The organism is Sphingomonas sp. DBB INV C78 (genome assembly GCF_042693015.1).
Lineage (GTDB): Bacteria > Pseudomonadota > Alphaproteobacteria > Sphingomonadales > Sphingomonadaceae > Sphingomonas_E.
Genome location: NZ_CP170544.1, coordinates 595,341 through 621,356, shown reverse-complemented (window position 1 = coordinate 621,356; position 26,016 = coordinate 595,341). Strand labels below are relative to the sequence as shown.

Here is a 26,016-nt window from a genome sequence, read left to right as displayed (position 1 = left end):
CGCGACAACAGCCAAAATGAGATCTGTAGAGGAGCGCCTCGGCCGATATCGCGAGAAGCGCGATTTCGCGCGCACCGCCGAGCCGTCAGGGACAACCGAGCGGACGCCGGGAAACGGCTTCGTCGTCCAGAAGCATGCTGCATCACGCCTGCATTATGACTTTCGTCTCCAACTCGACGGCGTGCTGGTCAGCTGGGCGGTCACGCGCGGGCCGAGCAATAACCCCGACGACAAGCGACTGGCGGTCCGGACCGAGGATCATCCGCTCGACTATGCCCGGTTCGAAGGCACGATCCCCAAGGGGGAGTATGGCGGCGGCACGGTGATGCTGTGGGATAACGGCACCTGGGAATCCATACCCGGCAAGGATCCCCGCGAGACGCTGGCGCAAGGCCATCTCCATTTCATTCTTCACGGCCGGCGCATGCAGGGCGAGTGGATTCTGTTCCGCCTGAAGCCGCGCGGCAAGGAGAAGGGCGAAAACTGGATCCTGCGCAAGGTTCAGGACGAATATGCCGGCGGATCGGACGACCTCATCGGCACCTATCTCTCCAGCATCGACACGGGCCGCACGATGGAGGAGATCGCAGCCGGCAAGGCGCCGGCGAAACGGAAGGCTGGCACGAGGTCTGCGGCCGTCGCGGCTCCGGTCGACAAATCTCCAGCGAAGATATCTCCGGCCCGGCGCCAGAAGTCGCGTGCCGGCGGAAAATTGCCACCATTCCAGCCTGTGCAGCTCGCCACGCTGGTCGACCATGTCCCGCCTGGTGACCGTTGGCTCCATGAACTCAAATATGATGGCTACCGGACGCTCATCGCCATCGGCGGCGGCAAAGGCCGCGCTTATACCCGCTCGGGCCTCGACTGGTCCGATCGCTTTGCCGGTCTGATCACCGGGGCCCTGAGGCTCGAGGTCGGCAGCGCGCTGATCGACGGCGAGGCCGTGGTGATGCTGCCCGATGGCCGCACCAGTTTTCAGGCTTTGCAGGCCGCGCTCAAGGGCAATCCCGACGCGATCATATATTGCGCGTTCGATCTGCTTGAGCTCGATGGCGAGGATCTGACGGCACGCCCGCTTTTGGAACGCAAGGAGAAGCTTGCCGCGCTCATCGGCGACGTCCAGGGCCCGATACGTTATTCCGACCATATTGTCGGCCAGGGCGAGCAGTTGTTCGAGCGCTTCTGCGGGGCAGGTCTTGAGGGCGTCATCTCCAAGAGGGTCGATGCGCGCTATAGCGGCTCGCGCGGCGGAACCTGGGTCAAGACAAAATGCATCCGGCGGCAGGAGTTCGTCATCCTTGGCTGGACGCCGTCGGACAAGCAGCGCGGATTTCGCTCGCTGCTGCTGGGCGTTAACGAGAACGGCAAGCTGCGATATGCCGGCAAGGCCGGCACCGGCTTTACCGGCGACGAAATCGAGCGACTGATGGCGATCATGGCGCCGCTCCAACGCAAGGATCCGACCGTCGAGGCCCCGCGCGCCGCGGTGCGCGGGGCCCACTGGATCGAGCCGAAGCTGGTCGCCGAGATCGCCTTCATTGAATTCACGGATGACGGAGTGCTTCGCCATCCGAGTTATCTTGGCCTGCGCGAAGACAAGAAGCCCGAGGCCGTCATTCTTGAAGCCGAGGCGCCCGTGGCGATTGCCACCGCACCTGTCGCAAGCACCGTACATATCACCAATCGCGAGCGCGTGATCTTCCCCGAGGGCAAGCTCACCAAGGGTCAGCTCGCCGACTATTACGAGATTGTGGCCCCGATCATGCTGCCCTGGGCAGGAAGCCGCCCGATCAGTCTCGTGCGCTGTCCACAGGGGCGTGCGAAGAAATGCTTCTTCCAGAAGCACGACGCCGGCAGCTTCGGCGATGCGGTCAAGCATGTCGCCATTCGCGAGAAGGACGGGCATGAGGAGCCTTATCTTTTCGTCGACACCGCGGCGGGTCTGCTTACCTGCGTGCAGATGGGCACGATCGAGTTTCACGGCTGGGGTGCGCGGATCGAGGATGTCGAGAAGGCGGATCGGCTGGTATTTGATCTCGATCCTGACGAGGGGCTAGACTTCAGCGATGTGGTGTCGGCCGCCTTCCACGTCCAGGATGTCCTGGCGCGGATGGGGCTGACGACCTTTCCCATGGTGACCGGCGGTAAGGGCGTGCATGTCATCGCCCCACTCACTCCTGCGGCCGAGTGGCCGGCGGTCAAGGATTTTGCGCATCGCTTTGCCATGGCTCTAGCCCAGGCGGAGCCCGCGCGTTTCACCGCCGCACTGGCGAAGGCCAAGCGAACGGGCCGGATCTTCATCGACTATTTACGCAACCAGCGCGGTGCAACGGCGGTCATGCCCTATAGTGCGCGGACCCGCGAGTTCGCGCCCATCGCGGTGCCGCTGACCTGGGAGGAACTGCGCGACCTCGACAAGCCCTCGCACTGGCATATCGGCGACGGCGCCGAGATGGTGAAGCGGGCAGCATCGAAGAACCTCATCCATTGGGGGCGCGCCGACCAGGTGCTGCCCGACCTATGAAGATCGCCACGTTCAATGTGAACGGCGTGAACGGCCGACTGCCTGTCCTTCTGCGCTGGCTGGAAGAAAGCGCGCCAGACATTGTCGTCCTACAGGAGCTGAAGGCGCCCCACGAGAAATTTCCGGAACGAGCGATCCGCGACCTTGGCTATGACGTCATTTGGCACGGCCAGAAGAGCTGGAACGGGGTCGCGATGCTAAGCCGCGTGGGCGAGATCCACGAGACACGGCGCGGACTGCCACAGGACCCGGACGAAACGCAGAGCCGCTATATCGAAGCCGCGGTCAACGGCATCCTGATTGGCGGGCTCTACCTGCCCAACGGCAATCCGCGACCAGGCCCGAAGTTCGATTACAAATTGCGCTGGTTCGACCGGCTGATCGACCATGCAGCCGAGCTGCTCGGCTCGGGGCTTCCGGTGATCCTTGCCGGCGACTTCAACGTGATGCCGACCGACCTCGACGTCTACAAGCCCGAACGGTGGCTGGACGATGCCCTGTTCGCTCCAGAAGTGAGGGCCGCCTATGTCCGGCTGCTGGAGCAGGGCTGGACCGATGCGCTGCGTGCGCTCCACCCGGGAGAAGTGATCTACACCTTCTGGGATTATTTCCGGAATGCCTATGCACGCAATGCGGGCCTCAGGATCGATCATCTGCTGTTGAGCAAGTCCCTGGCAGAGCGTCTCGTCGATGCCCAGGTCGATACGCATGTCCGCGGTTGGCAGAAGACCAGCGACCATGCTCCGGTCTGGGTTCAACTGGCCGACAGGCCAAGAAGGAAGCGATCACGGAAAGAGAGCGACGATCATGCGGTGGCTTCGCGATAACGGACTGACGATCGTCCTGCTGCTGCTCTTCGGCGGAAGCATTTTGGGCCAATGGGTGGCGGGCTGGCATGTCGCCAACGAGGATGCGCTCCGCCACGATCTGCCGCTCATGAGCCTGTCGGCTTATGCGGCCAGCCCGGAATTCCTGTCGTCGGTCTTCGAGAACTGGGAAAGCGAATTCCTGCAGATGTCGGCTTATGTCGTCCTGACTGCGATCCTGATCCAGCGAGGATCAGCTGAATCGAGGGATCCAGACGAGAGCGACCTACGCGACGATCAGCTGGAGTTGCAGGCCCACAAGCCGGATGCACCATCGATCCTCCGCTGGGGGCCGGTCTGGCGCGCACTCTATGCGCGATCGCTCGGGATCGTGCTTGGGCTATTGTTCCTTCTTTCGTTTCTCATCCACTGGACGCAAAGCGCGAAAGTCGCAGCGCAGGAAGCGCTCGCTCATGGCGAAGCTGCCCCGACCACGCTCGCCTTCCTTTTCGACGCGCAACTCTGGTTTGAGTCGTTGCAGAACTGGCAAAGCGAGTTCCTTTCGACGGCGGTGCTCGTCGTGCTGTCGATCTTCCTGAGGCAGAGAGAATCCCCGGAATCCAAGGCGGTTGCAGCGCCCCACGCTCAAACCGGACCTTGAAATAGAACACATTGCCGTCGGCCATCGACAAGGGGGGTTCCTTCCAGCCACGTGGCGCCGGCCTTTGACCGGCCACCCTGGTCGCAAATCATAGTTTCCCCGGCGCCGCGGCCCTTGGAAAAGCCGGCCAAGCGTCCCATCCGGTCCGACACAGTTTTGATCGGAGTATCACAGGCCTCGCTTCACCGGCTCACACGCTGCCTTCGGCTCGCATGGTGAACCGCCATAACAACCATGGTGATACGCCGGCCCTGCGCAGCAGCGTTTTCGAATTGAGCGCTACGGCATTCGATGGCCATTGCAAAATCCGGAACCTGGCATAGCCTTGCACAAAGCTTTGCGGGTTATCTGGTATTAAGGGTCGTTACATCAATGACATGGCGTTCCGATGAGTATTTTGAAAACCACGTCCTCTATTTGAAATAGTGAGCAAATTAACTATACCAGATCAATCTTCTATTTGCGATCAATGGTATATGATTTGTCATCGTCCGCTGACTGGGGCACCGGACGCTCGTCGCTCCGCCACCCCCCGGGGACCGGGAGACTGCGGGTTGTTTCCAGGCTTCTCGCAGATAAGCCGCGCGCCTCAGAAATGCGGCGCGCGGCTACCCTTGGAGCCTATCCTCAGGCTGAACCATACAGCGCGTGGAGTGGACGACCGAATGTTGTGGCCTGAACCGAAGAGTCAGGTCGCTTCGCTCCCCCGTGCATGATCTCACAGATCACGATCGATGCTTCGCGGCAACATTGGTGCAGATATTGCGATCAAATCGCCGTGCTCGCCACTTTGGCGTGACTTCCCTCCTCATCCGCCCGAATCTTGCCGCCGAACAGCATCTTGAGCTTGCCGCTGAGGGACATGTCGGCCTCCCACAATTCGGCCTCGTCAATGTCGAAGCGCAATAGTGCCAGATCTGGATCATTCTTGCCGCCAGGAAACCAGGCTTCGACGGGCCTGGACCAAAGCTTGTCGATCATCCGGCGATCGTTATCGATAGCCACCTGACCTGAGAGACAAGCGAAATAATCCTGCCCCTTCGAAACGAACTGCGCCATTGCGCTGCCGCCTCCGGCCAGCCGATTGTCCTTGCCGACGAAAAAGTAGATCCGGTCGACCTGATCCTTGTCCAGCTGCGCGGTCAGGGGCTCTGCGTGGCTCCGTGGTTCACTCAGACCGACCATCATGACCGGTCCGTCAGTAAGCTTTTTCCAGAGATGTTCCTTAAGTTTTCCAACATCCGGCACGGTTTACTCTCCTTCTGGATGACCGCCTGAGAACGCAGGGGTAACCTCCATGGTTGCGCGCCCCGTCACCCATCGGAGGCAATAAGAAAACTTTTGCGCCGCGGCTCGCGCTGGACGGATTGCTGTCCCGCCAGACCTAGCAGTGATTGCTGCGGGACCGGAGGGGCGAAAAGTTCGGGCGCGCTTGTGGCCGGCGCGCCAAGGTCAGCGCATTCGGCACCTGATTATTCGAACCTTCGGTTCTCGAGGAAAGCGGCAGCGAGCGTCTGTCACCCTTCGACGCTCGAATCGACGCTCGAATCCTCGAATTCGATTGCAGCGAAACCAATGACACCCGAGTCGCGATTCAGCGGCAACAGAACACTCTCGTACGAGGGGACCGTGAGCCTTGCCAGATTGCTTCCCGGCGCTAGCCCCAAGGGCGTGGCTTTGCGCGCGACGGCTTCGCGTTCGATCTGACCGAAGATGAGGCGCTCGGGCACTTCTATACGAAAGTCGATGATTGTCTGGGCGGGCTCGACGTCGCCGTGGTCAATGCGGCGGCGTCGAGATCTTGCCGCTGCTCAAGCGAGACCGACAATCGCACTGACAGAAGTTAATTTCGGGGAGCGGAGGCGGGTCTTCTTCAGGCCTGCAGAGTTCTCTCATCACATCTCTCCGCCCTTTCCGGGCAAGTAGCGATTGGAGAAACATCATGGCCGCCACGCAGACCGCAACCCGGTCTCCCGATCTCAAGCCGTCATCCAGGTCGGCTCGCAAGACAGTCCGCGCGGCAGCAAAGCCCGCAGATGCGATCAAGTTGCTCAAGGACGACCACAAGGAAGTGAAGACCTATTTCAAGCAATATGATGCGCTTGAGAAGGATGCGGACAAGCAGGTGCTAGCCGACAAGATCTGCCTCGCGCTCACTGTCCACGCGCAGATCGAGGAAGAGATTTATTATCCCGCAGCCCGGGGTGCGATCGACGACGATGACCTCCTCGACGAAGCCGAGGTAGAGCATGCCAGTGCCAAGCAGTTGATCGCCGAAATCCGGGCCATGAAGGCGAGTGACCGGCTGTTCGACGCCAAGGTGACGGTGCTTGGCGAGTATATCAATCATCACGTCGAGGAAGAGGAGACCGAGATGTTTCCGGAGAGCCGCGACAGCGATCTCGACCTCAAGGCCCTGGGCGCCCAGCTTGCGGCTCGCAAGGCCGAGTTCATGGCCGAAGTGGGCCTCGCTTGAAAACCATGCGCTCTGATGCGCGAGACTAGAGACCCCACCGCCCGCGACTGTCTGGTCGTCGGCGGTGGTCCCGCTGGACTGACAGCCGCCATCTATCTTGCGCGCTTTCACCTTTCCGTAACCGTGATCGACGACGGACAAAGCCGGGCAGCGCTGATTCCGCGCACGCACAATCATGCCGGCTTTCCCGACGGCATATCCGGCCCGGAGCTTCTCGAGCGCATGCGGCGCCAGGCCGCCATATATGGCGTCGGATTTCGCACCGGGTCCGTGACCGCACTCATCCGCGCTGCAGACAACAGATTTGTTGCCCGAACCGCGCATGGGGCGGTGCGGGCGCAGACGGTGCTGCTGGCGACAGGAGTCGTCAACCGCCGGCCGGCAATGCTGGACGCTGAACCGCATGATCGGGCACTCGCCGCCGGCCTTCTGCGGTATTGCCCGATCTGCGACGGCTACGAGGTAACCGACCGACGGGTGGCCGTGCTCGGAACGGGCGAGCGGGGAACCAACGAAGCCCTGTTTCTCCGCGGCTATACGGCGGACATCACGCTGGTGGCACCGGGCGAGCGTCATGAGCTTTCCTCAGACGAGCGAGCTTCATTGGTCGAAGGGGGGATCACGATAGCCGAAGGCTGCCGCGCGATCCGGCTCACCGCGGACCAAATCAAGCTTGATTTCGATCAAGGGTCCGCGGACTTCGATACCCTTTATCCCGCCTTGGGATCCGACATCCGCTCGGAGCTCGCCGAACAGGTGGGCGCCAATCGCTCCGAAGAGGGGTGTCTCATGGTCGATGCGCACCAGCGCACTAATGTCCCGGGCCTGTACGCCGCGGGGGATGTGGTACTTGGGCTTGACCAGATCAGCCACGCGATGGGCGAAGGCGGTGTCGCCGCGACCACGATCCGTAACGACCTGGCCGGACAGACACCGCTTCGCCGCTAGCTTACGCGTCGAGATCGACCGCCAATTCCCGCGGCCAGAAGCGCAGGTCGCGGCAGGCTTCGATAAAGGTCTGAGCATCTTCTGCCTTGCCCAGCGGCAAACAGGCCTGGTCAAGATCGTCTGCCATGCCGGCTGCAACGAAGATTGCTTCGGCCTCGGCGTTCATCCCGATGAATTTGCAATGCGCAAAAGCGTCGGTGACGAAATCCTTTGCCGTGGCATCGCGCGACAGCAATGACGCGCCGTCGATTGAAACCACGATCGCGACCGCGTCGAACAGAACGGACGGTCCGCCGTCGATCTTGTGCTTGGCCGCAACCTTCGTTCCGTCCGAAAGCGTCACGCCGCCAATCTTGGGGGCAACGACCTCATACACTGCGCCCTCGGCGTCGACAGCCTCGATCAACGCCCTGAAAATCACGGTGTCCGCGCCATCGCTCAACAGAATGCCCAGCTTGCGGCCCTTGAAGCTCATGGGTCCATTCTTGACGATGCTGAGCCTGTCGGATTTCGGCAAGTCGGTGATGGTCTTGCGGGCGGCAGCCGCGGGATCGGGCAACGTCAGGCCCAGGCCATCAGCCACGGTGGCAGCAAGTGTCGCATCGATGTTGAGCAGATGCGAGACCGTTCGCGACCGGATGTCCGGCCGTTCGACCTTGGAGAGTTCGAACACCAGTGCATCGCCGATATGCTTCTGCTCGATCGGCGTCTGGCTGACGAAGAACTGACGCGCCTGGCTGTAATGATCGGAAAAGCTTTCTGATCGCACCCGCTGCTTGGGTCCGTCGGCGTCTTCCGCAAAGCTGGTGAAGCCGCGCTCCGGATCCTCGCGCGGACCACCCTGGGTCGCTCCCCAGCTATTGGGTTCATAGTTCACACGACCCTTGGGATTGCGCATGGCCATGTGCCCATCCTGCTGAAAATGGGCCATCGGGCATTTGGGCGCATTGATCGGGATGTGCGTGAAGTTAGGGCCTCCCAGCCGCTTAATCTGGGTATCGAGGTACGAGAAGTTGCGACCCTGGAGCAGGGGATCGTTCGAGAAGTCGATGCCGGGCGGCACGTTCTGCGTGCAGAAGGCGACCTGCTCGGTTTCGGCGAAGAAATTGTCGACTACCCGGTCGAGCACGAGCCGGCCGACAACGCGGATGGGCACCAGTTCCTCGGGAATGATCTTGGTCGCGTCGAGCACGTCGAAGTCGAAGCTGTCGGCGAACGCATCGTCGAAGAGCTGAACGCCCAGCTCCCACTCCGGAAAGTCGCCGCCATTGATCGCGTCCCACAGGTCGCGACGGTGGAAATCGGGATCGGCCCCATTGATCTTGACCGCCTCGTTCCAGACGACCGATTGCAGTCCCTGCTTGGGTTTCCAGTGGAATTTGACAAAGGTCGACTTGCCGTCAACATCGACCAGGCGGAACGTGTGGACGCCGAACCCTTCCATCGTGCGGAAGGAGCGCGGGATGGCGCGATCCGACATCGTCCACATGATCATATGGAAGCTTTCGGGGGTCAGGCTGACAAAATCCCAGAAATTGTCATGCGCGGACGCGGCCTGCGGGAATTCGCGGTCGGGTGCAGGTTTTACCGAATGCACCAGATCCGGGAACTTGATCGCATCCTGGATGAAGAACACCGGGATATTGTTGCCAACCAGATCCCAGTTGCCTTCCTGGGTATAGAGCTTGACCGCAAAGCCGCGCACGTCGCGGGCGAGATCGAACGAGCCCTTGGCACCGGCGACTGTAGAGAAGCGCACAAAGGCGGGCGTGCGTTCGCCGACACGTTGAAAGATGTCGGCGCGGCTGACATCGGCAAGACTGTCGGTCAGCTCGAAGACGCCGTGAGCTCCGTAGCCGCGCGCGTGGACGACGCGCTCGGGAATGCGCTCATGATCGAAATGGAAGATCTTCTCGCGGAAGTGGAAGTCCTCGAGCAGGGTCGGACCGCGGGCGCCTTGCTTCAGGCTGTTCTGGTCGTCGGCAACCGGAATGCCCTGCTGCGTGGTAAGCGTTGCCACGTCGCCCTCGACGACCTGATGCGTCTCGCCCCCGCCCTCCTGTGCCTCGGAATAGGAAAAGGAAATCGCGGCGTCGTTGGGAACTGGCGACGCCTTTTGCGTGGATTCCCCTCCGATATCCGCGCCGGCAAGCTCCGGTCGCGTCGGCTTGGCAACAGATTTTGACGACCCTGTCGGCGCTGCGGGTTTCTGGGCCATGAAATCATCCTCATCGGTAAAATGGTGATCGATGTTGAAAGGAAGGCCTGGCCGGGATTGCTCCGATCAGGCAGCCGCGACGCAAGGCGGCAGATGCGAAGGCAGAACCCGGGCGACGGCCCGAAGTTGCCCGCTACTCGCCGAAATTAACCTGCGTCAGCACGATTTTGCGAGGACAGGCGCAACGCCGCGGACGGCCACCCGTTGTGGTCATGCGCAGGAGTCTTACGGGGGCGTCGCAGCCCCGCCCAGGAATGGAGTTGGTCCGCCTTGTTCACCGAACGCTTCTTGAGGGATCGCAAAGGGGTCAGCCTCGCGCACGACGAGCGCGAGAGGCTCGAGGAAGCGATCAGCGAGATACGGACGCTCGGCCCTCGAACGACCCTCGTTCGTGCGGGGGAGACGCTTCACCAGAGCACGTTGCTTCTTGAAGGTATTATGTCGCGCTATATCGACGATCGGAACGGCCTCAGGCAGCTGGTCGCGGTGCATGTGCCGGGAGACTTCGTCGATCTCCATGCCTTCCCGCTGAAAGTCCTCGATCATGATGTCGCGACGATGACCGCGGCAACGGTGGCGATCGTGCCTCATGCCGAACTCGATGCCATCACCCGGGAGATGCCCCAGCTGACGCGCAAGCTCTGGTTTGCGACCCTCGTTGACGCCGCGATTCACCGGGCTTGGCTGTTTCGACTTGGACGCCTTGATGCGATCGGCCGGGTGGCCCATTTTCTCTGCGAGACGAACGCACGCCTCGTCTCAGCGGGCTTGAGCGACGGCCACCGTTTCGCGCTGGGGTTCACCCAGACCGATCTCGCCGAGATTTGCGGTCTCACCAACGTCCATGTGAACCGGGTGATGCGCTATCTGCGTGGCGAGCGTCTATGCGTATTTCGCTCATCGCTCGTCGAGATCATCGATCCCGAACGCCTTGTGGCTCGCGGACAGTTCGACCCGGCCTACCTTTACATTGACGACCGGGCAACGAGCCCCAGCCCTGTCTATCAAGGCCAATAATATGACCGTGACGCCGTCCATACCGCAGCCACAGACCGATCCCGGTATTGCCAGCGCCGAAGATGGCGTCGTCGTTCTCGACGGCCCGGACGGGGTGGCTGTGACGATGACAGCTAACGCAGCGGCCCAGACCGGACAGAGTCTGATCACTGCTGCCGCGATCGCACGCGAGCAACTGAATGACCGGGAGCCTTAATGGTTGGGGGCTGCCGGCGTCACGGAGACCAGGCGCAAAAACGTGAGGACCCTTGGTCCGTGCGCAAAACTTGCTGATCAATTCCCGAAGCCGGTGATCGCGCGACCAGGAATCCTGTCGAGTGATGCGATCCCTCTTGCCTGTGGCTATCGCAAAAAGGATCAGTCACGAACGGTTGCGCATCGCCCAGGCCTGTCGGCCTTTGCGATGCGATCGATCAAGAAGACCCTGCGATCGACGGAGCCGCCGCGCCTTCGCAGGCCATTGTGCCGGCGCCCGGCGCGACGGCCAGTGCCAAGGGACTGAACGCCGATCGACGTTGATCGGTTTTCCGGGCCAGCCGGCTCATTTTCCGGAATTCGTATTGATCCCTGTTGATTTCACCAAGCCGGGCGGAACACGGCGCATGAGCGCAAGTTGTGGAAGGCAATCACGAATAGCGCTCACGCTCTCCCCGGAGACAATCCATGTCCGTTCTCGATCGATTGATCGCCGCCGTCACGCCTCCCGAAAGCGCGGAAGCCCGGTACGAGGCACGAAAGAAAGCAACCGAAGCCGCCATGCCGGGAGACTGGCTGGACCTGATCCTCCAGCACCATATGGATCTTGAGGATGCGTTTCTCGAAGTGCGGTCTGCAGGAGGTGCAACCGCGCGAAAAATCGCGCTCAAACAACTCGGCGTCCTCCTCACTGGCCACGCGATTGCCGAGGAAGCGGTCATCTACCCGGCGCTCGCCGATGAAGGCGAGAAGACACACGCAACCTTGGGCTATGATGAACAGGCGATGGTCAAGGTGCAGATGGCTCTGCTCGAAAAACTGGAGCCCATGAGCAAGGATTTCACCGACAAGCTCGAGCATATCGAGGGAGCGGTTCTCCATCATATGTGTGCGGAAGAGGGCAACTGGTTTCTTGACCTGAAGCAGACCGCGTCGGCCGAAGATCAGGTGAAACTCACCAGGCGCTATGCCGAGGAATATAACAGATATGTCGGCGCCGATGCGCCGGTCTGACCCGTCCCGATCCCCAGTACGGCGATGATACTCCCGTGCGTCTGGCGCGAGGCCGCTGATGTCGCTTTTCAGACGGCCTCAATCTGACGTGGCAGGCGCCGCCGCTTGAAGACGCCGAGTAGCGACGCTTTGCGATACCGGAAAAGGAATTTGCACTGGAGACGATCGCTGGGTGGGTCGCGCCGATCGCGACGATGATCGCCGCGATGATGACGGCCGCCAATCTTGGCGCGCGGGTGACAGGCTGGGGGTTCGTGGTATTCACCGTCGGATCGATCTGCTGGTCGATCGTCGGATTGACCAGCGATCAGACCAATCTCGTCGCAACAAATGCCTTCCTGACCCTCGTCAATGGCGTGGGCATCTGGCGATGGCTGGGGCGCCAGCGCGCCTATGAGGACGGCGGACAATCTGCGATCAGCGCAAGTTGCCGATCTGCCGCCCCCACATTGTTCACCGCGACCGGCGTGGCCGGCATGGCGGTCGTTGATGTCCAGGGCGCAGACCTCGGGCAGGCCGTGGAGGCGCTGATTGAATGCGCGACGGGGCATGTCAGCTATGTTGTCATCGCCTCGGGTGGTGTGGGCGGCATCGATGAAACATTGCGCGCCGTGCCACATGACTGGATTGAATTTCACAGCGATCGGCTGTGTGTGCAGGTTGAGGAAAAGGCATTTCTCCGACTGCCGGAACTGTCAGCGGGGAATTGGCCGGCCAGGGCTCCGTACCGTCAGGAGCTTCACGCATGACGAGTACCACCTGGACCGCCACGAAGATCGCTGACCTTATCGAGGCAGAGGACGTAGTCTACCTCGCCGATGATGACCAGCAGGCCGAAGCTTTGGCCGCGGCGCTGAAGGCCCTTCGGCCCGACACCCCGGTCTTCTTTCTGCCATCGAGTGATGCTCTCCCGGGGGATGTCGCTCCCGCCTCGCCAGCCAATGTTGGCGCCCGCGTTGCCGCACTCCGCGGGTTGCGCCTCCTCCAGCAATCTGCGGATCGCAGCCCCCTCGCTTGCATCCTGAGCGGCGAAGCGGCTGCGCGGCGCTATCCCCCACCCGAAGCCTTCGGCCGCGCGCTGCCACGTTTGGCGACGGGGGATGCGATCCTTGTCGAGCAATTTTCCGATATTCTCGAGGACATCGGCTATTTTGCCGATGACCGTGTCGATGAGCCCGGCGAGATGGCCGTCCGCGGGGATGTGATCGATATCTTTCCGGCCGATACAGGGCTGCCTGCCCGGATCGATGTTCTGGACGGGAGGATCGCTGCGATCCGGTCCTACGATCCCGTCACCCAGCGCAGCATTGGCGATCTTGCGGCGCTCCAAATTGGTCGCGCATCGGAACCACCGCTTGAGCGCGCGACTTCAATCCTCGCGCATTTCGAGGGTGGTGCACTCGCATTTTCTGAAAAGGCGGAATCGCGTCGACTGCGCTTCGTCCAACTCGCCGCCGACGCTGCACGCGGCCGAGCATCAGATGTGGATGCGGTCGATCAGGCGGCATGGGAAGCGGCAATTTCGAGCTGGCGTATAGTTTCTCCCGACCCGTCTTTCTCCGCCGTGCCCCGCTTTGCCGAAACAAGCTCGCCACTCGCCGCACTTGCGCGCTTTGCAAAACCCCTGATGGACGAGGGACGCGCCGTCATCCTCGCGGGCAGTCAGCGGGACCTTCGTTTCCTCCGCCCCAAGGTCAGCAAACGGCTCGGCCGCGACCTCTCGGTCTTGGGCCGTTGGAGCGAGATAGTAGCGCTGACGCCGGGGTCGGCAGGCACGATCGAAATGCCCGCCGATCGCGGCTTCGTCGATGATCGTCGCATCCTGATTGCGGCGGCCGACTTGCTCGGCAGTCGGGCAATCATCGGGGAAGCAAGCGGAGTCGCCGCGCAATCATGGTCCGTTGGCGGCGAAATCCGTCTGGGCGATGTCATCGTTCATGAGGACTATGGGGTCGCAGTCGTGGCGGGGTTGGAGCCCGCGCCTTCGGGCAGTGAAACGGGCGAGATGATCGCGCTCGAATATGCCGGAGGCGCCCGTCGCCTTATTCCTTCCAGCGACGCAGACCGAATATGGCGCTACGGGGCGGATGCGGACGCCGTAGCGCTGGACAAGCTCGATGGTTCATCCTGGCAGAAGCGTCGAGAGGCGATCGACGCGGCGGTCGCTGAAAGTGCGAGGGGGCTCACTGCGCTGGCCGATGAACGTGCGCGCCTCGTCGCGCCGATCCTTGACCCTGACCCGGCCGCCTATGAACGGGTCGCCAACGGCTTCCCGTTCAACGAAACTGCCGACCAGGCCCGGGCAATCGCTGCTGTACGCGACGATCTCGCCCGCGGACGGCCAATGGATCGGCTGGTTGTGGGCGATGTCGGATATGGCAAGACGGAGGTGGCGATCCGTGCCGCCGCCCTCGCAGCATTGGCAGGTTATCAGGTGGTGATCGCCGCGCCGACCACAGTACTGGTTCGCCAGCATCTCGCCAGCTTCCGGAGCCGCTTCGAAGCATCAGGCATCAAGGTCGCCGGGCTTTCGCGATTGTCCAGCGCCCCCGAGAAAAGAGCCGTGAAGGCAGGACTTGCGGATGGCTCGATCCAGATCGTTATCGGGACCGGGGCCGTGATGGCCAAAGGTATAAACTATGCCAGTCTCGGGTTGGTCGTCATCGACGAGGAACAGCGGTTTGGCGCCGCGGACAAGGCCCGCCTTCGTGGTGCCGGGGACGTCCACCTCCTGACGTTGACCGCAACGCCAATCCCGCGAACCCTTCAGATGGCGCTGGTCGGCCTCCAGCAGATCTCGATCATCGCGACACCGCCGGCGCGGCGTCAGCCGATCCGGACCAGCATCGACGAATCTGACGACGGCCGCATCCGAACCGCCTTGCTGCGCGAGAAGGGACGTGGCGGACAAAGCTTCGTCGTCGTTCCGCGGATCGAAGATATGGCGAAGCTGGCAGAAAGGCTGGACCGGATCGCACCCGCTCTCAACCTCGTCAAGGCACATGGAAAGATGGCTCCTTCGGATATCGATGCAGTGATGGTCGGCTTCGCGCAGGGGGATGGGGATATTCTGCTAGCGACGAACATCATCGAAGCGGGGCTCGACGTTCCGCGCGCTAATACGATGATCGTCTGGCACGCGGACCGATTTGGTCTGGCGCAATTGCACCAGCTGCGGGGACGCGTGGGACGGGGCAACCGCCGCGGCCAGGTCCTCCTGATCGCTGACAGCGAGACGGCTATCAGCGCCCGCACCATGAAGCGCCTGCGGACGCTGGCGACTTTCGACCGGCTCGGCGCAGGCTTCGACATCAGCGCACAGGATCTTGATATGCGCGGAGCCGGGGATCTTCTTGGCGAAACCCAGGCTGGCCACATGAAGCTGATCGGCGTCGATCTCTATCATCATCTCCTGGGCGGGGCGCTCCGCGCAGCGCGTGGCGAGACTGTCGAGCGGTGGACCCCGGAACTCAATCTCGGACCGGGCGGCATGCTGCCGGAAACCTGGATCCCGGAGGCCGATGTGCGCCTTGCGCTCTATGTCCGGTTGGCCCGTCTCGAAAGCGAGACCGAGGTGGCCGCCTTTGAAGAGGAACTGGCCGACCGCTTCGGACCATTACCGGAAGCAGCGGAGCAGATGATTGTCCAGGCGCGGCTGGGTCTGGTTGCCCGGTCGGCCCGCATTGCCCGGGTCGACGCCGGGCCGGTGGCGATCGCCCTGACCCCCCGTCGGGACTTCAGCGGTGACGCGGCGGCCCATGGCTTGACGCGGAAAAAGGATCGGTTCCTGCTGGTTGAAGCTGTTCCGGCACAAGATCGACTTGATCGTGTTCAGGCGTTGCTCGACGCGCTGGCGGCCTGACACCGGGACATGTGGCTCAACCGGATGACTGCGGCCTATTGTTACGCGGCGCGGGGCTTCATGGTGTGGACGCATACGCGCTGGCCAAGGTCGTTCCAGACGTTACGACCACGCACCTCGGGACGGGGACCACGGACGTGATCGCGCTTCAGGCCAGGCGCAACGCCTGGAACCGATTTATATTGGCGGAGTTCAGCCGCGATCGATGGGAGATCCCGGTTTCCATGAACGAGCGCCTGCATCAGTTTTTCATGTCCGAACTTGAGCGTCTCGACGTTTTGCACGCGATCGTAGCAAAGGATCTTCGACTCGCGCGACGAATGTACCGCCTGCGCGTGCGCGCGTGCGAAGATTTCCTCGACATGGTAGGTGCCTCCGGACCGTGACGGTGGAAATCGTCACTTCCGCGCGTCCATGCACGCGCCAAGGCGTTCGATCGACGCGCAAAAGATGCTCTCAAGGCTTGAGCGACTTCGCCATGTTCAGATGGGCCGCGACAACAGGCGCCATTGCAGTCGCAAACGCGCCGAGCGCAGGTACGTCAGCGCTCGCCGAATAGCTGCGCAATGCATCGAGAGCGGCCTGATGGGCGGCAACCTGCTCGGTGGCATAGGCTTGATCGAATTCCGCACCGGACTTGCCTTCGAGCGCCGTTAGTTTTCCCTGCTGCGCCGGGGTCAGCGTCGCATCAGGGGTGATCGCCGGTGAAGCGCTTCCCGCCGCCGCCTTCAGCTTGGCGGTGGACTCGGTATGGGCCTTCACCATCTGCTGCGCGAATGTCTTGATTGTCCTGGACTGCGCCTTCTCCAGCGCGAGGTTCGACGTCGCAATCTCGAACGCGTCGCTGGACGCCGCCGTATTGGCGAAGGCCTGGCCCGGAGCCACCACCGGCGCGACCGGGGCTTCCACGACATTCTCGAGACTTGTTTCAACCGGTTCCGCCGTGGGCTCGGTCTTCGTGCCACATGCAGCAAGCGAAAGCGCGGTCGTCGCCGCCGTGAACGAAAGCAGGTAGCGTTTCATGGCACTTTTCCCAGCGTCGAGGATGATGCCAGACAACGTGTAGCCCGAGCGGGACGTTCCTTCGGCACCGACCGTAAAAGTCGATCGATCAGCTATCAGGGATCGGACCTTTCACGGCAGGGCGACGTTGATGCGGCAACCCTGCGCACTCGACGAATTCCCCTTACCTCCATTTGTTCGGAAAGGCCGTCATGAGCATCTTTGGCAACATCCTCGACAAGATATTCAAGCACAAGCCAGGCGCCGCGCCTGCTGCGGCGCAAGGTCAGGCCACACCTCCGCCGGCGGCTCCCACAATTCCACCACCGGTCTCGCCCGCTGCGGCCGCGCCCGCGCCTCAGGCGCAAATCGTGGACGTGGAAGCCGTGCTCGTTGAAATGGCTTCCCTCAAGGGCGGCGGTGGGAACTGGCGCGTATCGATCGTCGATCTTCTCGCCTTGCTTGACCTCGAGAACAGCATGTCAGCCCGCCATGATCTTGCCGAAGAGCTCGGGGTCCGCGCTGGCGCCGACGGAACAGCCGAACAAAATATCGCGCTTCACAAGGCGGTGATGAAGAAGCTCGCAGAGAATGGCGGAGTCGTCCCGGATAATATGCGCGATTGAAGCTCGACGCCTAGGTCAGGTCCGGCGAACCAGATTTTTGAAGACGGTGGAGCAAAATATGCGCGTCCGACGTCGCTGCCCCTGTCGCGGTGTTATCGAAAATGCACCAGGTCTGGCGGCCCATCGCCATCTCCTGCACGATGCTACCAGCATAGCCCTCCAGCCGGTCTGCGCCATAAGGTGAACGGTATATTTGTGGTGAGCCATGCAAGCGCCAATAGGCCAGTTCGCTCCATCCGCCGGGCACCGCCGCAGCCGGCACGCAGGCCGGATCGGCGGCCGCGCGCGCTACGCCCAGGCGCTTGAGCGCGCGATCGGGTTCGGGTTCGAACCAGCTCGCATGGCGCGGTTCACATACGATCCCGGCGCCGGTCGCCGTGCGCAATCGCCCCAGGAAATCCTCGACGAGGCTGGCCTGATAGGCGAATTTGGGCGGCAACTGGAGCAACAGGACGGAAAGCTTGTGGCCGAGATGGGCGATCTCGTCGAGGAAGCGATCGACGAGATCGTCACAAGCGACAAGCTTTCGCTCATGGCTGATGGCTTTTGGCATCTTCACAGCGAAACGAAAGCCCGCCGGAACGCTGGCACTCCACCGCGCCCAGGTTGCCGGCCGATGAGGCCGATAGAAGGTGGAGTTGATTTCCACACCGCCAAACCGCGCGGCATAGCGCTCCAGCACAGTGCCATCTGACGGAAAGCTGGATGCCTGCTCGCCGGGGATGCTCCAGCCTGCGGTACCGATGATGGGACCCATCAACCGTCAACACGGAGGTGCCGGAGAGGATCCCCCCATCCCTTCAGCCCCAAAGCTCGCTGCGGTAGCGGTCGAAGCATCGTGCGCCGCAGGTCAGGCGCATCAGCGCACCTTCCGCAATCGCGGTTGCGCGTCCGGGATCTTCCGCCACGAGTGGACGCAGCGCCTCGCGATTCCAGTCGGCGCTATGCTTGACGTCGAGCACGGCGTGCAGGTCGAAATAACGACGCTCCTTGTCGCTCAGGCCTATCCGCCTCAAACCCTGCGCAACCATCGCAGAGCGGCCGGGTGCGGTCAGCTCGATGACGCCGAGGGCCCCAATCGAATGCCACGCAAAGCGACGACCCGTCGCCATTCCGGTCATGGCGTTGGCAAGAGCGAGGCTTTCCCAAACCGTATTCTCTATGACCGGATGGACTGCGAGCGTCTCGACGAGCGTATCGAGCATCGGGCCATGCATGCCCCTGGCATTGCCCCGACCCATCTCGTCCCAATAGTTGCGCGCGAGTTCGAGCTTCGCTGCGGTGGGCAGCTTGACTTGCGTGTAAGCGACCAGATCATCGAACCCCGCCTCGCCCGCCGCTTCCTGTTCAAAGAACCATCGCAACTCGTCTCGCGAGGCCTGCTCGGCCAGCCAGGGAAATAACGTGTCCCCCTGCCCGGGGCCAACATGCCGCAAATTTTCGAACCAGGCTATGAGCCCGTCGGGATCGGTCGGCGCGCGGGCCGCTTCCGCACGAATTTCGTCTCGCAACTCCTCAAGGAAGCCGCCCTCGAGCCGAAGCATCCGGGTATCGCGCTCCAATGTCGCCTGCCAGTCCTCCATGGGAAATTGCGGAGCAAGCCGCTCGCGGTTCCAATGCGCCAAGCCTCGCTGAAAACTATTGCTCAAGAATTGTGATTGGCGTTCATGCTTTTCTACACCGAAATGATTTACCATATATCCGCCTGCTCAAGATTTTCATGGAGAACCTTTTGAACAGCGCTCGGGTTCCTGGCTTTCATATTGATATGAATCAGTATCGGTTTGACACCACCATATTTGAGTTGGCCGATAAGCGAGCATCGCGTCCGGGTTATCTATCGAACGATTGCTCATTCCGCTCGGCCAGCCGCCTCGTTCAGCCCGCATTATCGCAGCAATTTGGTGCCGCGATCCATCAGGCTCGCTTGCAATCTCTTCGCTGCCAAAGCCAGGATCGGCGGCAGGTCGATTGTCGCGTGGACCTTGTCGTCAAATATTTCGAGCCGGCTCGTTATACGCTGTCCGAGCGCCTCCAGGGAGAAGGTCAGGACGTCATCGTTCCATTGGCGGCTTGCGATTGTGCCTCCTGGCACGATTGCCGCGAGTTGCTCGAGACCCTTGTCCAATCTCAGCCTTGCTTCTGAACGGCCGACCTGGTGCGGAATATCGACAGTTATGGGTTGGGCCATATCCGCTAAACGCACGATTGCGTTGCGGTATCCAGTCGCGCTAGCCCCAGCGGGCCGGCGTCAAGTGTGTTGATCCAGATGATCAGTCTCATGAACGCTGCGCCCTGTTCAAATCTCACCGAGCTCTGATGGGCGAAGGTCATATTTCAATTGCTCCATCCGACACTGCCGCGGCGCCTTGTCGGGGCGCCAACGCAATAACCCGGTGCCGTGCCGAAACCGGTCACCGGTGACCTGGTCAAAGGTCACCTCGACAACCAGCTCGGGCTTCAACGGCACCCAGTCCTGTTCGGCGCCATTGTTCCAGCGACTGGGGCCACCGGGAGCCTTGCCGGTAAATCCGGGCGGCCCGACGAGCGTCTCGAGCTTCGCGGTCAGTTTGGACTTGTCCTCGTCGCCCAGCGCGGACGTGAAGCCGACATGGTTCAACATGCCCGCTTCGTCGTACAGGCCGAGCAGCAAGGAGGCGACCAGAGGCCCGCTTTTGGAGCGGCGGAACCCACCAACGACACAATCCGCCGTTCGGTGTTGTTTTACTTTCATCATCGCCCTCTCGCCGGCCAGATAGGGCGCGTCGCGCGGCTTGGCGATTACGCCGTCAAGAGCGCCACCGCTCCTCTCGAGCCAGGCGTTCGCCTCAATCGGACATTCGGTCGTGGGCGAAATAAGGAGAGTCGCATTGCCTTCGGATCGATGAAACAGCTCAACCGCTTCGCGCCGCCGGGCGAGCGGTGCGCCGACCAGTTCGGTGTCGCCCAGTGCCAGGCAGTCGAACATCATAAATTGGGCGGGCGTTTCGACGGCCAGTTTTGCAATTCGGCTCGCTGCCGGATGGAGGCGCGCCTGAAGTGCGTCGAACGACAGAACCTTACCTACGGGAAGTATCAGTTCGCCATCGACGACGAAGCTTTGCTCTCTGCAAGCTCGGAGAACTGCGACGACCTCGGGGAAGAAGCGGGCGAGCGATTTGCCCGATTTGGACATGAGCTCGACCCTATCGCCCCATCGCGAGGCTATGGCCCGGAAGCCATCCCATTTGGGCTCGAATTGCCAGCCGGCTCCCTCGGGCAGCGCGTCGACCAGTCTGGCCTCCATTGGGGCCGTTGCAGCCAGTGGATGGGATCCCGTCATGACCCAGGGACCGGCGTTCAGCTCTTTCCGGCGGATCCTGGCTCCGCCATCTTGCGGTGCTGTTCGGCCAGCACGGCGGCAGGCGTGACATGGGCCACGGCGGCCTGCACCTTGTTCTTCCAGCCAGAGACGATGTGCGCCTCACCCTTCATCAACGCATCCCAGCCATCGCGGGCGACATCGGTCGGATCGCTCTTCTTTTCAGAAGCGCCGACGTTCGTATCGAGCATGTCGGCACGCTCGAAAAACTCCGTCTCGACCGGCCCTGGCATCAGGGTCGTCACAGTCACACCCTTTGTCTCCTTGATTTCGTTCCGGATCGCGTCGGCAAAGCTGTCGATGAAGGCCTTGGTGCCGTTATAGACCGCCTGGAAACTGCCGGGGATGAAACCCGCGATCGACCCGGTGATCAATATCTTGCCATCGCCGCGGGCGACCATTTCCTTCAATACCTTTTGCAGCAGGTAGATCGTGCCTGTGACATTGGTGTCGATGACCCGGCGCCAGTCGGCGACATCCTGGTCGAGGAAGCCATGGCCGAGGCCACGGCCTGCATTGGCGCACACCAGGTCGATCCGGCGCCCCTTGGTTTCGGCGAGCAGGCGGTCCACGCCCTCGATCGTGGCCAGATCGGCCTCGAGAGCACGCACCGCGACGCCATGTCGCTTGAAGTCGGCAGCGGCCGCCTCGATCAGCGGCTCGTCGGCGACAACCAGCAAATCATAGCCATTTTCAGCAGCGATGCTGGCGAGTTCGAATCCGATGCCTGTCGAAGCGCCGGTGATGATCGCGAATTTGTCAGCCATGGGAGGTCTCCTGATCGGCAGCGACCGCAAGACCGGGCTTGAGCACGACCTTGGTCACTTCGTTCTGGTTGTCGTGGAACATCCTGTAGCCGTCGGGCGCCTGTTCGAGCGGCAGCCGGTGGCTGATCAGGAAGGTCGTATCGATCTTGCCTTCGACGATCGCGTTGAGGAGGGCCGGCATGTAGTGCTGGACGTGGGTCTGACCGGTCTTGAGCGTCAGTCCCTTCTCCATGAACGCGCCCAGCGGGAACTTGTCGACGATGCCGCCATAGACCGCCGGCATCGACACGCGCCCGCCCTTGCGGCACGCGACGATCGCCTGACGGATCGAATGAATGCGATCGGTGCCGAGGAAGGTTGATGCCTTGATCTGGTCGATGACATTGTCGACGAAGAAGCCATGGGCTTCCAGGCCCACAGCATCGATGACGGCATCCGGACCGATCCCGCCCGTCATCTCCATCAGCGCTTCATAGGTCTTCGTTTCCTCGAAATTGATCGTCTCGGCGCCAAACTTTTTCGCCAGTTCGAGCCGGTGCGAAAAATGATCGATCGCAATCACCCGTTCGGCGCCCATGAGGAAGGCTGATTGCACGGCAAAAAGTCCTACCGGGCCGCAGCCCCAGACCGCGACGGTGTCGCCTAGCTCGATATCGGCATTCTCTGCCGCCTGCCATCCGGTCGGGAGGATATCGGAGAGGAAAAGAACCTCCTCGTCGTCCAGTCCATCGGGAATGACGATTGGCCCGACGTCGGAAAACGGCACACGAACATATTCGGCCTGGCCGCCGGCATAACCACCGGTCAGGTGGCTGTAGCCGAACAGGCCGGACATCGGCTGGCCGTAGAGCTCCTGCCCGATATCCTGATTGTCAGCAGGATTTCCATTGTCGCAGGCGGAATATTGGTGCTTGCCGCAATGGTAGCAGCTCCCGCATGCGATCGTGAAAGGCACCACGACGCGCTGACCCTTTTTCAGCGTGGAGCCCGGTCCGGTTTCGACGACTTCTCCCATGAACTCGTGGCCGAGGATGTCACCGGCCTTCATCGTCGGGATATAGCCGTCATAGAGATGAAGGTCTGAACCGCAGATCGCCGTTGCGGTGATCCGGATGATCGCATCGCGGGGATTGAGGATTTCGGGATCGTCGACCGTGTCGACGCGGACGTCATGCTTTCCGTGCCAGGTTAGCGCTCGCATGGACTATTCCTTCTCTTCGGCGAGCTGATTGGCGGTGCGCGCGGAGGTCGCGATCTCTCCGGTTTCCATGAGCTGCTTGAACCGCCTGAGATCCCGTCTCGCCTGGATGGCCGGTTCTCGCTGGAAGAGCTTTGCGACGATCTTGCCGACGACACCGGCCGGGGGATCGTAGAGGATCGTCGCCGTGACGATCGTGCCACGACCACCTTGAGCTTCACTAAATTCGATGCGCCCGCTGTTCGGAACATCCGCGCCGTCGGCGGACGTCCAGGCGATCAGCTCTCCGTCCACCTCTTCGGTGATGAGCGCGTCCCATTCGACCGTCTTGCCCGCCGGCGCCTTCACCAGCCAATGGGAGCGCTCGGCATCGAGCACGTCGATCCGTTCGACATTGTCCATGAACGTCGGCAGGTTGGTAAAGTCGCGCCAGTAGTTGAACAGCTCAATTCGCGGACGGTTGATTGTGACCGAGCGCCCAATGACCTGAGCCCCTTTTGCGTCGGGCAAGGCCGCAGCCTCGCTTCCGGAGGACGTTTTGGAAGTCGTAAGCGGAGCGTCGTCCCGAGCAATAGCCATAAGTATCTCCACGCCGGATGCACGAGCCAAGAAAATCTCACCGAAGCTTAATCACTGGTTGACGAGACGACGATAAGCGTTGCCTGACCGCGCCCGTTTGTCGGGGTCCACGCTGCAGTCTGATGATCGAGCTGGAGAGCGGAGTAGCTTCTGATCTGGACGGCCCGGAAGTACTCAAAAGCTTCGGCCACTATTGTTTGGTTGTGTTAACTTGTCCAAACAGGCTGTCACCTTCCGAATTGTGGAATTCCACGTCCGCGCAGTGCACGCCCATTTGATAATCTGCCTCAAGATGGGACTCACTGCCGAATTTCGAGAGTGAAGACCGCTTTTCTAGAAGCCGGGGCGGCGCGTCTGGACGCGCTGCCCGGGCCGCAATCAGATGACGGTATCGCCGCGCTGATACCGCGCCCGCTCCTCCGCAATTTCCTGGGGAGAATAAGGTGCGGCGTTCTCGTCGAAGCGAGACCAGCCGCTGTCGCGGTAATGACGGCGACGCTGGGCAGGGTCCACAGAACCGTGCGCGGCAAGAACGTCTTCGGCCTGGGCGACCAGATCATCCTTGACCCTGACGCTGACCAGCGAGCCGCCGCGGCGAACGCCCTCTGCATAGACATGGGCGTCGTCTTCGCTGACGCCTTCCTTCTCCATCGCCCCGATCACGCCGCCTACCGCGCCTCCGACAATTGCGCCACCACCTGCGCCTACCGCTGTCGCTGCGAGCCATCCGGCGGCCACGACGGGTCCGAGCCCCGGTATCGCAAGCATGCCGAGCCCAGCGAGCAAGCCACCGACGCCTCCTACGATCGCTCCGGCGCCTGCGCCCTTGGCAGCATCCTCGGCCACCTCGGAGTGCGGCGAATTGCGCGAAATGATGCTGATGTCGTCACGCGGAATACCGATCTGCTCGAGCTCCAGTACGGCGGCGGACGCATCACGATAGCTGTCGTATAAATGGGTCAGGGTCTTGTCCATTATATTGCTCCCGATCACTTACTTGCTGATCACGTTGCCCTTGTAATCAAGGGCAATATGCACGGACCGGCCGTCCTTGCTTGCCGTGCCCTGCCACAGGCCATTCTTGTCCTTTGCAAGTCCGGAGATTTCAGCAAAGCCGGCCTTGGCTATCCGTTCTCGCGCCTGTTCTTCGGTGAAGGAATTGGCACCTTCCGCGGCCACAGCAGCGGTCTCAACTCCGGGGTCCTTGATCGCTGCGTTTGCCGCGGCCTCCGGATGGGCAGCGGGCTCGGACTGCGCATAGGCCGCACTTGTGCTTAGCGCGACGGCCACCGTCGCTCCAAAAAGGATCGAATACATTGAAAATCTCCTGGTCAGTGGCTCAACAACGCTTCAGCCGTCCATTAGGCCCGCATAAAAATCCCAATCTGAATCAAGTTGAGCATCGCACGTACGATCTGGTCGCACGCACGATCTATTTGGCCTGAGTTTGGACGCGGAGGCGCACCTGCGGTTTTAACACGTGCAAACAGGACGTCGGGGGAACTGCCCAAGTCGTGCGCGGTTGTGCGCCTGTCAGTAAGGGAGCCTCGCATGTCGGACGACCCCACGAAGCGTGATCAATCAGATCGGAACCAGGTCGCAGCGGGCGAACACTATGAGGTCGCGCATTTCGCTGAGAAGCACGGGATCAGCGAGAGCAGGACACGCGCCTTGATCGCTCGACTTGGCAACGATCGCGCTACGCTCGATGCGGCGGTTTCACGCGATGCGCCCAAGGCTTCTGCAACACCGTCTCCCACGAGAGGATCGCAAAGATTACGCTCGTCCCCAGGCAACATGACCTCTCAGAAGTCACCCCTGGCCAAATCTGGCGATCCCGCGAGGTCGGCGGGCGTGGCAAAAATACGTAAGCGTTCCTCCAGCAAGGTCAAGTCCAGAGGACATTCGACCACGGTTGCAGGTGCCGCTGTCGAGACAGGAACCGCGGGATCATCCGCTCGGACCGCTCAGACCCCCGCCAAGTCCAGTCGTCCGCAGGCTGCACGAACGAACATGTCTTCGAAACCGAAGACGAAGTCACGTCGCTCTTCGTCGACCGGTCGAACCGCGACTTCGGCAGCGCCGGCCAAGGCCGCAAATAAACGCCTGGGCTTCGCGACCGGCATCGTGGAGGCCGCCAGGAGCCGCGCCGCCGCCGTTATAGGTGTAGCCGCCGCAGGTCTGGTCACGGGCCTGGCCCTCAATTTTGGCCGCAAAGCAGTAGCACAGGCTTCGACCGTCATGGCGGGCGACTGGTTGGAGGCGCTCAAAGCGGAGCACAAGGTGGCGATCGCCCTTTTCGACGACCTGGAGCAGACGAGCGACGACGATCCTGCCCGGCGCGCGCACCTTCTCGCCCAGCTCAGATATGCGCTCGGCAAACATGCGTTCACCGAGGAAAATGTCATCTACCCCGCCCTGCGCGCGTGGGGCGACAAGGCCGACGCCGACAAGCTTAACCACGACCATGGTTATACCAAGCAGCATCTCTACGAGCTTGAAGCGCTCGACAAAGCGGCGTCAGGTTTCGCGGCCAAGGCAGCTCATTTCCGCGCGGACCTCGAGGCGCATGTCCGCGAAGAGGAAGACATGATCTTTCCGCAATTGCACGCGGCGCTGGATGAAGCGGCGAATGCCAGGCTCACGGCCCTTGCCAACAAAGAGGCTTTCACGCTCGCCTGACCGACCGTCGCGACAATTATCGGGCGAATTCCCTGGAAACTTCGAGGAAATGATCCGACACCAGCACAATTTGCCAGAAA

At 61.7% G+C, this 26,016-nt stretch carries 25 protein-coding genes; 13 read left to right on the top strand and 12 right to left on the bottom strand.

Annotated features, from left to right (window positions below; translation table 11 throughout):
* The first annotated feature begins 16 nt into the window (after window positions 1-16).
* From ligD to ACFB49_RS03205, 3 genes are read left to right on the top strand one after another with little or no spacing between them, the layout of a single operon-like run.
* Entirely contained in the window at window positions 17-2,524 is a 2,508-nt protein-coding gene (gene ligD / locus ACFB49_RS03215) for a DNA ligase D (RefSeq protein WP_380875870.1), read from the top strand.
* On the top strand, window positions 2,521-3,351 hold the full coding sequence (gene xth, locus ACFB49_RS03210) for an exodeoxyribonuclease III (protein ID WP_380875867.1): 831 nt from the start codon (window positions 2,521-2,523) through the stop codon (window positions 3,349-3,351). Before ligD ends, xth begins: the two co-directional genes overlap by 4 nt.
* A complete protein-coding gene (locus ACFB49_RS03205; protein ID WP_380875865.1) occupies window positions 3,332-3,991 on the top strand; it encodes a DUF6766 family protein in 660 nt (219 codons plus the stop codon). The genes xth and ACFB49_RS03205 overlap by 20 nt, the downstream gene beginning before the upstream one ends.
* Window positions 3,992-4,759: 768 nt before the next feature.
* Here the strand turns inward: ACFB49_RS03205 and ACFB49_RS03200 are convergent.
* On the bottom strand, window positions 4,760-5,239 hold the full coding sequence (locus ACFB49_RS03200; protein ID WP_380875862.1) for a pyridoxamine 5'-phosphate oxidase family protein: 480 nt from the start codon (window positions 5,237-5,239) through the stop codon (window positions 4,760-4,762).
* A 694-nt stretch (window positions 5,240-5,933) separates the two neighbouring features.
* Here ACFB49_RS03200 and ACFB49_RS03195 point away from each other — a divergent pair.
* Window positions 5,934-6,467, top strand: coding sequence for a hemerythrin domain-containing protein (locus tag ACFB49_RS03195; RefSeq protein ID WP_380875859.1), 534 nt, complete (start codon window positions 5,934-5,936; stop codon window positions 6,465-6,467).
* 15 nt (window positions 6,468-6,482) lie between these two features.
* Window positions 6,483-7,415 carry an NAD(P)/FAD-dependent oxidoreductase gene (locus tag ACFB49_RS03190; RefSeq protein WP_380875856.1) on the top strand — a complete coding sequence of 311 codons (933 nt, stop codon included), beginning with the start codon at window positions 6,483-6,485 and terminating at the stop codon, window positions 7,413-7,415.
* Between the two features lies 1 nt (window position 7,416).
* Here ACFB49_RS03190 and ACFB49_RS03185 read toward each other — a convergent pair whose 3' ends face one another.
* A complete protein-coding gene (locus tag ACFB49_RS03185; RefSeq protein WP_380875854.1) occupies window positions 7,417-9,633 on the bottom strand; it encodes a catalase in 2,217 nt (738 codons plus the stop codon).
* 270 nt (window positions 9,634-9,903) lie between these two features.
* Here ACFB49_RS03185 and ACFB49_RS03180 point away from each other — a divergent pair, with 270 nt between their 5' ends.
* From ACFB49_RS03180 to ACFB49_RS03155, 6 genes are all read left to right on the top strand, one after another.
* A complete protein-coding gene (locus tag ACFB49_RS03180) occupies window positions 9,904-10,650 on the top strand; it encodes a Crp/Fnr family transcriptional regulator (RefSeq protein WP_380875852.1) in 747 nt (248 codons plus the stop codon).
* Window position 10,651: 1 nt separating this feature from the next.
* Window positions 10,652-10,846 (top strand): hypothetical protein, encoded by a 195-nt coding sequence (locus tag ACFB49_RS03175; protein WP_380875849.1) that lies wholly within the window; start codon window positions 10,652-10,654, stop codon window positions 10,844-10,846.
* Between the two features lie 467 nt (window positions 10,847-11,313).
* A complete protein-coding gene (locus tag ACFB49_RS03170; protein WP_380875846.1) occupies window positions 11,314-11,859 on the top strand; it encodes a hemerythrin domain-containing protein in 546 nt (181 codons plus the stop codon).
* A 194-nt stretch (window positions 11,860-12,053) separates the two neighbouring features.
* Window positions 12,054-12,608 carry a PRC-barrel domain-containing protein gene (locus ACFB49_RS03165; protein WP_380875843.1) on the top strand — a complete coding sequence of 185 codons (555 nt, stop codon included), beginning with the start codon at window positions 12,054-12,056 and terminating at the stop codon, window positions 12,606-12,608.
* Complete coding sequence (locus ACFB49_RS03160; protein ID WP_380875840.1) at window positions 12,605-15,721, top strand: helicase-related protein; 3,117 nt, start codon at window positions 12,605-12,607, stop codon at window positions 15,719-15,721. Before ACFB49_RS03165 ends, ACFB49_RS03160 begins: the two co-directional genes overlap by 4 nt.
* Before the next feature lie 137 nt (window positions 15,722-15,858).
* On the top strand, window positions 15,859-16,107 hold the full coding sequence (locus tag ACFB49_RS03155) for a hypothetical protein (RefSeq protein WP_380875838.1): 249 nt from the start codon (window positions 15,859-15,861) through the stop codon (window positions 16,105-16,107).
* 70 nt (window positions 16,108-16,177) lie between these two features.
* Here ACFB49_RS03155 and ACFB49_RS03150 read toward each other — a convergent pair whose 3' ends face one another.
* The gene (locus ACFB49_RS03150; RefSeq protein WP_380875836.1) at window positions 16,178-16,744 is read right to left on the bottom strand and encodes a DUF4142 domain-containing protein; all 567 of its coding nucleotides are present in this window, start codon (window positions 16,742-16,744) and stop codon (window positions 16,178-16,180) included.
* A 191-nt stretch (window positions 16,745-16,935) separates the two neighbouring features.
* Between ACFB49_RS03150 and ACFB49_RS03145 the strand changes: the two genes are divergently transcribed.
* Window positions 16,936-17,349: a DUF3597 domain-containing protein gene (locus tag ACFB49_RS03145; RefSeq protein WP_380879808.1), complete on the top strand. Its 414-nt coding sequence runs from the start codon at window positions 16,936-16,938 to the stop codon at window positions 17,347-17,349.
* 10 nt (window positions 17,350-17,359) lie between these two features.
* Here ACFB49_RS03145 and ACFB49_RS03140 read toward each other — a convergent pair whose 3' ends face one another.
* From ACFB49_RS03140 to ACFB49_RS03100, 9 genes are all read right to left on the bottom strand, one after another.
* A complete protein-coding gene (locus ACFB49_RS03140) occupies window positions 17,360-18,106 on the bottom strand; it encodes a DUF72 domain-containing protein (protein WP_380875833.1) in 747 nt (248 codons plus the stop codon).
* 43 nt (window positions 18,107-18,149) lie between these two features.
* The gene (locus ACFB49_RS03135) at window positions 18,150-19,046 is read right to left on the bottom strand and encodes an iron-containing redox enzyme family protein (RefSeq protein ID WP_380875830.1); all 897 of its coding nucleotides are present in this window, start codon (window positions 19,044-19,046) and stop codon (window positions 18,150-18,152) included.
* Between the two features lie 191 nt (window positions 19,047-19,237).
* Window positions 19,238-19,540, bottom strand: coding sequence for a polyhydroxyalkanoic acid system family protein (locus tag ACFB49_RS03130; RefSeq protein ID WP_380875827.1), 303 nt, complete (start codon window positions 19,538-19,540; stop codon window positions 19,238-19,240).
* A 108-nt stretch (window positions 19,541-19,648) separates the two neighbouring features.
* Window positions 19,649-20,635: an ATP-dependent DNA ligase gene (locus tag ACFB49_RS03125; protein WP_380875825.1), complete on the bottom strand. Its 987-nt coding sequence runs from the start codon at window positions 20,633-20,635 to the stop codon at window positions 19,649-19,651.
* 53 nt (window positions 20,636-20,688) lie between these two features.
* A complete protein-coding gene (locus tag ACFB49_RS03120; RefSeq protein ID WP_380875822.1) occupies window positions 20,689-21,477 on the bottom strand; it encodes an SDR family NAD(P)-dependent oxidoreductase in 789 nt (262 codons plus the stop codon).
* Window positions 21,470-22,678, bottom strand: coding sequence for a zinc-dependent alcohol dehydrogenase (locus tag ACFB49_RS03115; protein ID WP_380875820.1), 1,209 nt, complete (start codon window positions 22,676-22,678; stop codon window positions 21,470-21,472). Before ACFB49_RS03115 ends, ACFB49_RS03120 begins: the two co-directional genes overlap by 8 nt.
* 3 nt (window positions 22,679-22,681) lie before the next feature.
* A complete protein-coding gene (locus tag ACFB49_RS03110) occupies window positions 22,682-23,254 on the bottom strand; it encodes an SRPBCC family protein (RefSeq protein WP_380879806.1) in 573 nt (190 codons plus the stop codon).
* Window positions 23,255-23,632: 378 nt separating this feature from the next.
* Window positions 23,633-24,229 (bottom strand): hypothetical protein, encoded by a 597-nt coding sequence (locus ACFB49_RS03105; protein WP_380875817.1) that lies wholly within the window; start codon window positions 24,227-24,229, stop codon window positions 23,633-23,635.
* Between the two features lie 18 nt (window positions 24,230-24,247).
* Window positions 24,248-24,571 (bottom strand): hypothetical protein, encoded by a 324-nt coding sequence (locus ACFB49_RS03100; protein ID WP_380875814.1) that lies wholly within the window; start codon window positions 24,569-24,571, stop codon window positions 24,248-24,250.
* Between the two features lie 234 nt (window positions 24,572-24,805).
* Here ACFB49_RS03100 and ACFB49_RS03095 point away from each other — a divergent pair, with 234 nt between their 5' ends.
* Window positions 24,806-25,936 carry a hemerythrin domain-containing protein gene (locus ACFB49_RS03095; protein WP_380875811.1) on the top strand — a complete coding sequence of 377 codons (1,131 nt, stop codon included), beginning with the start codon at window positions 24,806-24,808 and terminating at the stop codon, window positions 25,934-25,936.
* Window positions 25,937-26,016 lie beyond the last annotated feature (80 nt).

Bases quoted from the DNA above. Each gene is read 5' to 3' on its own strand.
- ligD (WP_380875870.1), top strand. From the start codon at position 17: ATGAGATCTGTAGAGGAGCGCCTCGGCCGATATCGCGAGAAGCGCGAT.
- xth (WP_380875867.1), top strand. From the start codon at position 2,521: ATGAAGATCGCCACGTTCAATGTGAACGGCGTGAACGGCCGACTGCCT.
- ACFB49_RS03205 (WP_380875865.1), top strand. From the start codon at position 3,332: ATGCGGTGGCTTCGCGATAACGGACTGACGATCGTCCTGCTGCTGCTC.
- ACFB49_RS03195 (WP_380875859.1), top strand. From the start codon at position 5,934: ATGGCCGCCACGCAGACCGCAACCCGGTCTCCCGATCTCAAGCCGTCA.
- ACFB49_RS03190 (WP_380875856.1), top strand. From the start codon at position 6,483: ATGCGCGAGACTAGAGACCCCACCGCCCGCGACTGTCTGGTCGTCGGC.
- ACFB49_RS03185 (WP_380875854.1), bottom strand. From the start codon at position 9,633: ATGGCCCAGAAACCCGCAGCGCCGACAGGGTCGTCAAAATCTGTTGCC.
- ACFB49_RS03175 (WP_380875849.1), top strand. From the start codon at position 10,652: ATGACCGTGACGCCGTCCATACCGCAGCCACAGACCGATCCCGGTATT.
- ACFB49_RS03170 (WP_380875846.1), top strand. From the start codon at position 11,314: ATGTCCGTTCTCGATCGATTGATCGCCGCCGTCACGCCTCCCGAAAGC.
- ACFB49_RS03165 (WP_380875843.1), top strand. From the start codon at position 12,054: ATGATCGCCGCGATGATGACGGCCGCCAATCTTGGCGCGCGGGTGACA.
- ACFB49_RS03160 (WP_380875840.1), top strand. From the start codon at position 12,605: ATGACGAGTACCACCTGGACCGCCACGAAGATCGCTGACCTTATCGAG.
- ACFB49_RS03150 (WP_380875836.1), bottom strand. From the start codon at position 16,744: ATGAAACGCTACCTGCTTTCGTTCACGGCGGCGACGACCGCGCTTTCG.
- ACFB49_RS03145 (WP_380879808.1), top strand. From the start codon at position 16,936: ATGAGCATCTTTGGCAACATCCTCGACAAGATATTCAAGCACAAGCCA.
- ACFB49_RS03140 (WP_380875833.1), bottom strand. From the start codon at position 18,106: ATGGGTCCCATCATCGGTACCGCAGGCTGGAGCATCCCCGGCGAGCAG.
- ACFB49_RS03135 (WP_380875830.1), bottom strand. From the start codon at position 19,046: ATGGTAAATCATTTCGGTGTAGAAAAGCATGAACGCCAATCACAATTC.
- ACFB49_RS03130 (WP_380875827.1), bottom strand. From the start codon at position 19,540: ATGGCCCAACCCATAACTGTCGATATTCCGCACCAGGTCGGCCGTTCA.
- ACFB49_RS03125 (WP_380875825.1), bottom strand. From the start codon at position 20,635: ATGGAGGCCAGACTGGTCGACGCGCTGCCCGAGGGAGCCGGCTGGCAA.
- ACFB49_RS03120 (WP_380875822.1), bottom strand. From the start codon at position 21,477: ATGGCTGACAAATTCGCGATCATCACCGGCGCTTCGACAGGCATCGGA.
- ACFB49_RS03115 (WP_380875820.1), bottom strand. From the start codon at position 22,678: ATGCGAGCGCTAACCTGGCACGGAAAGCATGACGTCCGCGTCGACACG.
- ACFB49_RS03110 (WP_380879806.1), bottom strand. From the start codon at position 23,254: ATGGCTATTGCTCGGGACGACGCTCCGCTTACGACTTCCAAAACGTCC.
- ACFB49_RS03105 (WP_380875817.1), bottom strand. From the start codon at position 24,229: ATGGACAAGACCCTGACCCATTTATACGACAGCTATCGTGATGCGTCC.
- ACFB49_RS03100 (WP_380875814.1), bottom strand. From the start codon at position 24,571: ATGTATTCGATCCTTTTTGGAGCGACGGTGGCCGTCGCGCTAAGCACA.
- ACFB49_RS03095 (WP_380875811.1), top strand. From the start codon at position 24,806: ATGTCGGACGACCCCACGAAGCGTGATCAATCAGATCGGAACCAGGTC.